The sequence below is a fragment of the Hoeflea sp. genome (genome assembly GCF_984452065.1).
In genome coordinates, this window is record NZ_CFHWAF010000158.1 from 1 (window position 1) to 9,713 (window position 9,713).

Annotated in this window: 9 protein-coding genes and 2 pseudogenes; 6 read left to right on the plus strand and 5 right to left on the minus strand. The window is 60.8% G+C overall.

The window, feature by feature from the left end:
* Positions 1–89: 89 nt before the first annotated feature.
* From AC5E6N_RS21125 to betI, 5 genes and pseudogenes are all read right to left on the minus strand, one after another.
* Positions 90–1,235 (minus strand): hypothetical protein, encoded by a 1,146-nt coding sequence (locus AC5E6N_RS21125; RefSeq protein WP_491749666.1) that lies wholly within the window; start codon positions 1,233–1,235, stop codon positions 90–92.
* A gap of 10 nt (positions 1,236–1,245) precedes the next feature.
* Positions 1,246–2,334, minus strand: coding sequence for a hypothetical protein (locus tag AC5E6N_RS21130; protein WP_491749667.1), 1,089 nt, complete (start codon positions 2,332–2,334; stop codon positions 1,246–1,248).
* 275 nt (positions 2,335–2,609) lie between these two features.
* A complete protein-coding gene (locus tag AC5E6N_RS21135) occupies positions 2,610–2,999 on the minus strand; it encodes a c-type cytochrome (protein ID WP_491749668.1) in 390 nt (129 codons plus the stop codon).
* 182 nt (positions 3,000–3,181) lie between these two features.
* Positions 3,182–3,250, minus strand: a pseudogene (locus tag AC5E6N_RS21140) (thymidine kinase); the annotation flags it as partial.
* 71 nt (positions 3,251–3,321) lie between these two features.
* Positions 3,322–3,900, minus strand: a complete 579-nt coding sequence (gene betI / locus AC5E6N_RS21145; RefSeq protein ID WP_491749669.1) for a choline-binding transcriptional repressor BetI — start codon at positions 3,898–3,900, stop codon at positions 3,322–3,324.
* A gap of 157 nt (positions 3,901–4,057) precedes the next feature.
* Here betI and AC5E6N_RS21150 point away from each other — a divergent pair, with 157 nt between their 5' ends.
* The 6 genes and pseudogenes from AC5E6N_RS21150 (at position 4,058) to AC5E6N_RS21175 (ending at position 9,688) form a co-directional block, all read left to right on the plus strand.
* Positions 4,058–5,002, plus strand: coding sequence for a choline ABC transporter substrate-binding protein (locus AC5E6N_RS21150; RefSeq protein ID WP_491749670.1), 945 nt, complete (start codon positions 4,058–4,060; stop codon positions 5,000–5,002).
* Between the two features lie 129 nt (positions 5,003–5,131).
* Positions 5,132–5,964: pseudogene (choW, locus tag AC5E6N_RS21155) on the plus strand (choline ABC transporter permease subunit).
* Positions 5,961–7,022: a choline ABC transporter ATP-binding protein gene (choV, locus tag AC5E6N_RS21160; RefSeq protein WP_491749671.1), complete on the plus strand. Its 1,062-nt coding sequence runs from the start codon at positions 5,961–5,963 to the stop codon at positions 7,020–7,022. The pseudogene choW and the gene choV overlap by 4 nt, the downstream one beginning before the upstream one ends.
* Before the next feature lie 91 nt (positions 7,023–7,113).
* Positions 7,114–7,875: an SDR family NAD(P)-dependent oxidoreductase gene (locus tag AC5E6N_RS21165; RefSeq protein WP_491749672.1), complete on the plus strand. Its 762-nt coding sequence runs from the start codon at positions 7,114–7,116 to the stop codon at positions 7,873–7,875.
* Between the two features lie 6 nt (positions 7,876–7,881).
* Entirely contained in the window at positions 7,882–8,913 is a 1,032-nt protein-coding gene (locus AC5E6N_RS21170) for a CaiB/BaiF CoA transferase family protein (protein WP_491749673.1), read from the plus strand.
* Between the two features lie 13 nt (positions 8,914–8,926).
* Complete coding sequence (locus tag AC5E6N_RS21175) at positions 8,927–9,688, plus strand: HugZ family pyridoxamine 5'-phosphate oxidase (RefSeq protein ID WP_491749674.1); 762 nt, start codon at positions 8,927–8,929, stop codon at positions 9,686–9,688.
* Positions 9,689–9,713: the final 25 nt, after the last annotated feature.

The following is a 9,713-nucleotide window of genomic DNA, read 5'->3' on the forward strand; positions in this document are numbered from 1 at the left end:
CCCGATGCACCACATCGCGCTGCGCGACGCGCCTTGCCGAATGAACCGATTTTCCACCATCAAATGCCTCCATTTCAACAGGATACGCTCTAAACCCCGCTTGTGATGTGGTTGCCGGAGATGACGTGCACCTTGAAGTCCCGGAAAATCGCATCCGCGTCGCCCTCGGCAAACAGTGCCTGATAGGCATCGTGCGGCACGAGGGCATGTTTTTCATAAAAGCTCACGCCCTGACGGGTGGCTTCCAGGTCGCTTGTTTCGATATGAAACTCCTGCCGCGCCGGTGTTGAACTCCACAGGCCGCGTTTGGCGGCACGCTCGTCGGTCGCGACAACCTCCTGGACCGTCCAGGTCAGCATCCAGGCGTTTTCGGCCTTGCGCACCTTCGACAGGATATCCGACACCCGGTCATTGTGCTCGGTGACACCCGCGGAATAGAAAGGCCCGAGGACGAAACGCCGCAACTGCTTGGGATGCAGTTCGTCAAAATCCTTGTCCAGATTGCCGGCGATCGTCGCCGGCGTCAGGGAATAGGCACTGTTCTTCTCGGCAAACTCGTCGAAACGGTGTGCAAGGTCCGGATTGAGCAGGCCCTCCTCCGGCAACGGTATGGTGATCTTCGGGTTCATCTTGCCGCTGGGCAGGACCAGCATCTCGCTCAGTTCGGCGCTGGAATCCTCGATCGTCGCCATATAGACCATCGGCAGCGACCGGCTGCCGTCGAAGACGCCCCAATGAACGACGTAATAGGGCCGGCGTGTGTTGGGGTTCACGGACACCCGGACGGTCTCGGGCAGAACGAACGGCGTGAAGACATCGCCCTTGCGGATCGTCTCCAGATAGGACCGTTCCGCCAGACGCGCCTGCAGCGCCTTCGGAAAGGCCCGTTGCCGCAGGATGAAATCGACCATCTCCTGCCGCAATTCATCACCGGCGGGAAGCGCCGTCAGCCTCTGCTTCGCCGTCTTGCGGTCATTGTCCAGTTCGAGCACGTTCTGAAACACCGGAAAGCCGCTTTCGGCCCGCGAGATGCGGAATGTCTCGGTAAAGCCGATGCGGTTGCGCCAGCAGGCGAAGGTCTGAACAAGCCGCTCCACATAGGCCACGACGATGCGGCCGATCAGGGGATGCTTGTAGAGCGGCGAGTTGGCGTCGGCGAGAAACGTATCGAGACCGCGAAGAGCGCGCTCCATCGCGTCAAAATACTGCGCCGCCTGCCCGTTTGGCTGTGTCATCGATACGCCGTCAGGCCCGCACGTAGTCCGCCGCGTTGTGCTTTTCCATCACATCGGCAAAGCGGCGGGCAAAGGCGTCATCGGCCAGTTTCTTCCGGCGCTGGATATCCTGGGTGGCGAGCATGTTCTTCTCGTGCATCTCCAGAAGGTCGCCGATGTGACGCTGCGCCGCCGAACCGATGCCCGCCATGGTCTCCTCAGCCGCCGTGTCCACCTGGCTGCCGAGCGTATTGATCTTGTGGGCCACGTCCTGCTGCGCGGCGGTTTTCAGTGAATCTTCCAGCGCCTTGTAAAGAACGATGCGCTGTTCGGTATCGATGGTCAGCTTGTTGATCAGCGTGTTTTGCGCGGCAATCTGGTTGTTGAGCGAATCGACGAAGGTCTGGAACATCGAGGTGTAGCGCTCGAGCGTCTGGCTTTCGGCCAGCAGTTCCTGCTCCTTGGCCTGGGCCTCGTTATATTCGTTCGCCAGCTCCGAGCGCTCGCCTTCCAGTTCCGTGCGTTCCTTCTGGTCCGTGGAGGCGGCGATCCTGTTCTCGATGTCCATCAGGATGGGATTGAGTTCATCGATCCGGTTCTGCACCGTTTCCATCCGCGTCATCGCGTCCTTGCGCCGCTCGATGACGCTCACAAGGCTCGCCTCCGAGGTCTTGTAACGCTCGTCGAGAACGTTTTTCTGCTCCTTCAGAATGCCGACGATCGCGTCCGACTTGGAAAGCAGTTCCTGAAGATTACCGGCAAGCGACATGTTGCGGACCCGGTCGGTGCGCATACGCTGCATGCGTTGTTTGGAAAACACGCCGATGAACTTCTCCCAGCCGGAGAAGTTCTTCATGCTTTCGAACTCGGCGCCGAACACATTGGTCGCGTCCTCAAGCCCGATGATCATATCGGCGATATTGGTTTCCATCACCTTCTGCTGACGCAGCACGTCCTCGATCCGGGCATTTTCGATATCGAACTCCGCATCGCCAAGTTTCGTTTCCGCCTTGGAGAACTGCTCGAGCACGGATCCCGATTGCGCGATCTTCGAGCGCATGTCCTCGACGATTCCCTTGGTCTTTTCGATTTCCGAATCGAGATTCTGCAGTGTCGCCATGTAAGCCCCCAATGGTTCGCCCGGCCCCGGTGCAACAGCGGTTCAGTCGCCGGATCCTGCCCCGTTTCAGGCATTAATGTTGGTGCTGAGCCCGGTGTCTACAAGTCTGAATCATGCATGCGAAGAAAAAATGACGTTCGAAGTCGTGTTCGAAACGACATTAAGGTGTCTCGGCAAAGTATTGTTTAAAATAGAGATATAAAGGCAGTTAAACCGTCACAACAGAAAAACGCGCCCGGCAGGCGCGTTTGTTCACACGTGCGGTGCATGATGCTTTATTCGGCGGCGGCAGGGTCCTGCAGATAGACGATGAGGTTCTCCATGTCGGAGTCCTTGCGGATACCGGCAAATGCCATGCTTGTCTTCTTGACGAGATCCTTGGGCTTTTTCAGGTAGAGGGTCAGCGTTTCCACATCCCAGACTTTTCCGTCACTGCCGAACTCGACCATGGCCGCCGAATACTTGAACCCGTCGACGGACGCGACCGGCCGGTCGATGATCCCGACGAGATGCGGCCCGACCTTGTTCTTCTCTTCATCCGCCACGTGGCAGGCTTTGCATTTGCGGAATACTTTAGCACCCTTCTTCGCATCGCCCTCGGCAAGCGCCGGTGTGGCGAGAACCGCCAGACCCACGGCCGCGGCAGTCAACACTGCAAATCGCATAAACATCTCTCCATCGCTGAGACCTCATGCATCATTAGCGCCGCACCAAGCCGCGACGCAATGGCCAAAACCCTCGAAATCGCAGGGGCTGGCAATATGCCGCAGACGGAAAACTGGACTTTTCGGCTCAACTTGAGCATTAAGGATCCTCGGTCAAACCCATCCTGTCCTGCCCCATCCTGTGATGCCTGCAAGAGAAGCGTGGATTTACCGGCGTTCATCGCCGAATAGCTGAAATAGAGTTTGGACACGTCCGGGCCCGCGCGTTGATTTTGCCGGACCATAGCGCCGAGCGGCACCCTTTTGCAGCGGCACCCGGGCTTTATCCCCGAGCTTCCAGCTGTCGGTCCACATAGTCTTCGACCAGATGCTCGGCCGCCGCATCCTTTGCCAGACTGCCAAGCGCCTTGCGGATATAAAGGCCGTCGATAAGCGAAGCGATCCCTTCGGCGATGCGGTGCGCCCGGTCGCCGGCCAGCGGTGTGAGGCCGTGAACGAGGTTCGACCTCAACCGCCGTGAATAAACCGAAAGCAGCGCATGGGCCTCGTCGGACTCCTGAGCGTGGACGTAGAAGACAAGCCAAACGGAAACGGTTTCCGGTTTGAACTGCTCTGTGCCGAGACTGGCATGGATGATGGCCGACACCCGGCTGCGCGGATCCTTCGCTTTCTTGATCTCGCGCCTGACCTGCCGGCCGTATTCGGTCAGCAGATGCCGCATGGCGGATACGATCAGCGCATCCTTGCTGCCGAAATAGTGATGAGCCAGCCCTTGCGACACACCCGCCCGCAGCGCTATATCGCGTATGGTTATGTCGAGCGAACCGCGTGCGTGTATGGCGGAAATTGCCGCCTCCACAAGGGATCGGCGCCGAATGGGCTCCATGCCTACCTTGGGCATTCGCTCTCCTGTGTTTTCAAGCCCCAAATCATTATGGGCAAGTATCAGGCAAAAACCAGTTTATCTTGAACAATCGTTCAATAAAAGCTTGCAAAAGAGCCGGCTTTGTGGCGCGATGCGCCGCACTATAGTTCTTTTTGACTTTTGGGAGGTCCAAATGACATCCGTAAAAACCGCAATGCTGGCGATGGCGGTCTCGGTCGCCGTCTCGGCACCGGCCTTCGCCGCCGAGCCGGAGAGTTGCAAGACCGTTCGTTTCTCCGATGTCGGCTGGACGGACATCACAGCCACCACGGCGGCGACCACGACCGTGCTCGAAGCACTCGGCTACGACACGGACATCAAGGTGCTTTCCGTACCGGTCACCTACACGTCACTCAAGAACGGCGATATCGACATCTTCCTCGGCAACTGGATGCCGACCATGGAAGGCGACATCGCGCCTTACCGGGAAGACGGATCGGTTGAAACCGTTCGCGAAAATCTCGAGGGCGCCAAATACACGCTGGCGACCAACGCGGCAGGCGCGGCACTCGGCATCGACGATTTCAGCAAGATCGCAGCCAACATGGACGCGCTTGACGGCAAGATCTACGGCATCGAGCCGGGCAATGACGGCAACCGCATCATTCTCGACATGATTTCCTCCGACGCTTTCGGCCTGGAGGACTTCGAACTGGTCGAATCGTCCGAGCAGGGCATGCTCGCCCAGGTCGCCCGCAACGACAGGCGCGACAAGCCGGTCGTCTTCCTCGGCTGGGCTCCGCATCCGATGAATGCCAATTTCGAACTGACATATCTTGCCGGCGGCGACGATCATTTCGGTCCGGATTTCGGCGGCGCAACGGTCTACACCAATGTGCGCAAGGGTTATGTCGATGAGTGCGCCAATGTCGGCATGATGCTGAAGAACCTCAAATTCTCGCTCGAGATGGAAAACGAGATCATGGGCGCGATTCTCGACGATGGCGAGGAGCCGTCCAAGGCCGCTGAGGCTTGGCTCAAGCAACATCCCGAAATGATCGAGACATGGCTTGCCGGTGTGACGACCTTTGACGGCGGCGACGGGCTGGCCGCGGTCAAATCAAATCTCGGCATGTAGGTCTGAACGACTGCAACCGCCCCGCCAAAACGGGGCGGTTTTTTTTGCGCGCAAGTTGGGGGCTTGCCGAGGCAGCACACGAGATTCCAAACTGAACGATAACAAGCATAACTGTGCGGGGGGTCGGCGATGGAATGGCTGACGGAATACAAGATACCGGTCGGCAAATGGTCGAAGGCCGTCGTTGACTGGCTGACCGACTATGGCGGCTGGTTCTTCGATGGCCTGGCAACCGGGCTGGAAGCGGCCATCGACGCCATATTGTGGGTCCTGCAGACGCCGCCGCCGCTGATTGTCATCGCCATCTTCGTGGCGATTGCCTATGCGCTGCGCCGTTCCGCCTCGACGGCCGCCCTGGTGGCGGTCGGCCTGCTCTTCATTGTCAATCAGGGCTACTGGGAGCAAACCACGGAAACGCTGACCCTGGTGCTGTCGGCCTGCCTCGTCTGCATGGCGGTCGGATCGGCATTGCCGCCGCCCACAGACCGCGGCTCTTCACCACGATCCGCCCGATCCTCGACCTCATGCAGACCCTGCCGACATTCGTCTATCTGATCCCGGCCATCGTCTTCTTCGGCATCGGCATGGTTCCGGGTCTCATCGCCACCGCGATCTTCGTGATCCCGGCGCCCATCCGCCTGACCCATCTCGGCATATCATCGACGCCGCAATCCCTGCTTGAGGCCGGCCAGGCCTTCGGCGCGACCAAGCGCCAACTGCTCTGGAAGGTGGAGCTTCCCTACGCCATGCCGCAGATCATGGCCGGCCTGACCCAGACCATCATGCTGTCGCTGTCCATGGTGGTGATTGCCGCCCTGGTCGGCGCCGACGGTCTCGGGGTCCCGGTCGTGCGAGCGCTCAACTCCGTCAACACGGCACTCGGATTTGAAGCCGGCTTCGTCATCGTCGTTGTCGCGATTGTCCTCGACCGCATGTTCCGCGCCGGGGAGGAAAAGCGATGAGCAATCCGATCGTCAGTTTCAGGGACGTCGATATTGTCTTTGGTTCCGATCCCGAATCGGCCCTGCCGCTGGTCGACAAGGGCGAGAGCCGCGAGACAATTCAGCAGGAAACCGGTCAGGTGCTCGGCGTTGCCGGCGCCAATCTCGATGTCCGCGAGGGCGAGATCATCGTGCTGATGGGCCTGTCGGGCTCCGGCAAATCGACGCTGCTGCGCGCCGTCAACGGCCTCAATCCGGTCATCCGCGGAGAAACCCTGGTCGACAATGGCGAAACCCATGTCGATCCGCAACGCTGCTCGCCGAGCGAGCTGCGCCATCTGCGCATGGAACGGGTCGCCATGGTCTTCCAGCAGTTCGGGCTTTTGCCGTGGCGCTCGGTTTCCGACAATGTCGGCTTCGGACTGGAACTCTCCGGCATGGCGCAAGCAAAACGCAGGGCCCGTGTCGCCGAACAGCTTGAGCTTGTCGGCCTGTCGCAATGGGCCGACCGCCGGGTCAACGAGCTTTCCGGCGGCATGCAGCAGCGCGTCGGCCTGGCGCGCGCTTTTGCCACAGGCGCTCCGATCCTGCTGATGGACGAGCCGTTTTCCGCCCTCGATCCGCTCATCCGCACCCGGCTGCAGGACGAGTTGCTGCAGCTCCAGCAGCAATTGCGCAAGACCATCATCTTTGTCAGCCACGACCTCGACGAGGCTTTTAGGATCGGCAACCGGATCGCGATCATGGAGGGCGGACGCATCGTCCAGTGCGGTACGCCGCAAGACATCGTGCAAAGCCCGGCGAATGATTATGTCGCGGACTTCGTCGCCAATATGAACCCGCTTTCGATGCTGCTCGCCGAAGATGTAATGGGCACCGATAACGCGGCCGGTGCGCCGGCCGGCAGCACCTTCTCGGCAACGGCCAAGCCGGACACGCCCCTCGCCGAAATTCTGGATGCCCTTGCCAGGCGCCCGGGCACGGTCGGCATTGTGGACAATGGCACCCTCGTCGGCACGATATGTGCGCAGGACATCGTCAAGGGCTTGACCAGCCATCGGCAGTCTGCCACCCAGTGACCGCGATTCGAACGCCCGTTAGGGCGCTCGCCGAAACCCGCGCGGCACACGGTGCGGGGACTGCCGATGCTTACTCGTTTTGGAGGTTTTCATGAAGGTCAACGGACAGGCTGCAATTGTCACGGGTGGAGGATCCGGCCTCGGAGCCGGAACGGCAAGGGCACTGGCCGCGGCCGGCGCCAGGGTCGCCGTGCTCGACATCAACGAGGAACAGGCCAAGTCCGTCGCCGATGAGATCGGCGGCCTTGCGATCGCCTGCGACGTCGCCAGCGCCAGCGCGGCGCAGGACGCCGTTGCCGCCGCGGCGAAGGCCCATGGCGACGCCCGGGTTCTGGTGAATTGCGCGGGCATCGCCAATGCCAGCCGTATCGTCGGGCGCGAAGGCCCTCATGATCTCGAGCTTTTTTCACGCGTCATCAATGTCAATCTCATCGGCTCCTTCAACCTCTTGCGTCTGGTCGCCGACAGGGCATCGAAGCTTGACCCGATGGAAGACAATGAACGCGCCGTCATTGTCTCCACGGCCTCGGTCGCCGCCTTTGACGGTCAGATCGGACAGGCGGCCTATGCGGCATCGAAAGGCGGGATCCACTCCATGGCGCTGCCGGCCGCCCGCGAACTCGCGCGCTTCGGCATCCGTGTCATGACGATTGCGCCCGGCATTTTCGGAACGCCCATGCTGATGGGCATGTCACAGGAGGTGCGGGACAGCCTCGCCGCCTCGATACCCTACCCCTCCCGGCTCGGAACGCCCGAGGACTTTGCAGCGCTCGTCATGCATATCGTCGACAACACCATGTTGAACGGCGAGACGATCCGCCTTGACGGAGCAATCCGGCTGGCCCCGAAGTAGGGTTCCATGACCAAGCCGCTCATCGGTCTGAAAATCGTCGAGATGGCGGGCCTCGGCCCGGCGCCCTTCGCGTGCTACCTGCTGGCGGGCCTCGGAGCACAGGTCACGCGCATCGAGGGCAAGGGCCGCGCACCGCTGTTCCTGCCGATCGACCCGCAGACCAATACGGACCTGCTTTACCGCCGGATCGTGCAGCTTGATCTGAAATCGGCGGACGATCATGCCGAGGCGGTCTCGCTCATCGGCGAGGCCGATGTTCTCGTCGAGGGTTTCCGTCCCGGGGTCATGGAACGCCTGGGACTCGGGCCTGATCAGATGCTTGAGGCCAATTCACGCCTGATCTACGCCCGCATGACGGGCTATGGACAGGACGGCCCCATGTCGGGCATGGCCGGACACGATCTCAATTACATCGCCCTGTCCGGCGTCCTGTCGATGATCGGCCGCAAGGATGACGCCCCGGTCCCGCCGCTCAATCTGATCGGTGATTACGGCGGCGGCACAATGGTGCTCATCATGGGCATTCTGGCCGCGCTCTTTGCCCGCGACCAGTCGGGAAAGGGCCAGGTCCTCGACGCAGCCATGGTCGAAGGCTCGGCAATGCTCGCGTCCCCGATCTTCTCCTTCATGGCCTCCGGACTGTGGAACGGCGGCAGGCGGGGAGAAAACCTGCTCGATACCGGCTGCCCGTTCTACGACACCTACCGGACGTCGGACGGGCTTTATGTCGCCGTCGCCCCTTTGGAGCCGCAGTTCTTCGCCGAACTGATCGACACGCTGGAACTCGATACCGGCTGGAAAGAACGCCAATACGACCGAAAGAGCTGGCCGCAGTTGCGCGATGTCCTGGCAGAAGCTTTTCTCACCCGCCCGCGTGACGAATGGGCCGCGCTGTTTGACGGAACGGATGCCTGCGTTTCACCGGTCCTGACGCCCGTAGAGGCGGCAAAACATCCGCACAATGTCGGCCGACAGAGCTTTGACACAGTTGCGGGCCATATCATGCCGGGCATCGCCCCAAGGTTTTCGTCAAGATAGAAGCGGCGCCGACATGACAGAAAAGAGCAGCAAAGTCCTGGAAACGAATGACGAGGCACGCGCCCTCGCCCGCGGCCTCATCAGTTCCTCCCGCCACGGCTCCCTGGCCGTGCTGCTTCCAGGCACCGGCTATCCGTTCGCCAGCCGGACCGCGGTTGCAAACGATATCGATCGCACGCCCGTCATCCTGGTGTCGGCGTTGTCGGAACACACATCGGGCCTGACCAACGACCCGCATGTGTCGCTGCTGCTCGGAGAGCCCGGAAAGGGCGATCCGCTTGCGCATCCGCGCATTACGCTTCAGTGCGAAGCCGAACGCATCGAACGCCGGACTGCGCAGAACAATCGCATCCGGGCCCGTTTTCTCAGGCGCCATCCCAAGGCCGCCCTTTACGCGGATTTCGGCGATTTTGCCTTCTTCCGCCTCAACCCGGTGTCGGCGAGCCTCAATGGCGGCTTCGGCAAAGCCTATCATCTTGTGCCGGAGGATTTCCTGATCCGCTCGCCCGCCGCGGACGCTCTCGCGGAAATGGAAGACGACGCCATCATCCATATGAACGACGACCACGCCGATGCGGTTGCGGTCTATGCCCAGGTGCTGGCTGGTGAAAAGAGCGGCAAATGGAGCATGAGCGGCATCGACGCCGCCGGTTTTGAGCTTGTCAGCGGAGACCGGCTGAGGCGTATCGAATTCGAGACCGTCCTGGAGGATGCCGGACAGCTTGCCCGCTCGCTTGCGGCGCTCGCAAAATCCGCCCGCGAAAGCCGGGGATAGATTATTTTCGAATATGCTTATATAA

What these genes read in the sequence shown, in the direction of transcription:
- AC5E6N_RS21125 (WP_491749666.1), bottom strand. Translation starts at nt 1,235, where the DNA reads ATGACACAGCCAAACGGGCAGGCGGCGCAGTATTTTGACGCGATGGAG.
- AC5E6N_RS21130 (WP_491749667.1), bottom strand. Translation starts at nt 2,334, where the DNA reads ATGGCGACACTGCAGAATCTCGATTCGGAAATCGAAAAGACCAAGGGA.
- AC5E6N_RS21135 (WP_491749668.1), bottom strand. Translation starts at nt 2,999, where the DNA reads ATGCGATTTGCAGTGTTGACTGCCGCGGCCGTGGGTCTGGCGGTTCTC.
- betI (WP_491749669.1), bottom strand. Translation starts at nt 3,900, where the DNA reads ATGCCCAAGGTAGGCATGGAGCCCATTCGGCGCCGATCCCTTGTGGAG.
- AC5E6N_RS21150 (WP_491749670.1), top strand. Translation starts at nt 4,058, where the DNA reads ATGACATCCGTAAAAACCGCAATGCTGGCGATGGCGGTCTCGGTCGCC.
- choV (WP_491749671.1), top strand. Translation starts at nt 5,961, where the DNA reads ATGAGCAATCCGATCGTCAGTTTCAGGGACGTCGATATTGTCTTTGGT.
- AC5E6N_RS21165 (WP_491749672.1), top strand. Translation starts at nt 7,114, where the DNA reads ATGAAGGTCAACGGACAGGCTGCAATTGTCACGGGTGGAGGATCCGGC.
- AC5E6N_RS21170 (WP_491749673.1), top strand. Translation starts at nt 7,882, where the DNA reads ATGACCAAGCCGCTCATCGGTCTGAAAATCGTCGAGATGGCGGGCCTC.
- AC5E6N_RS21175 (WP_491749674.1), top strand. Translation starts at nt 8,927, where the DNA reads ATGACAGAAAAGAGCAGCAAAGTCCTGGAAACGAATGACGAGGCACGC.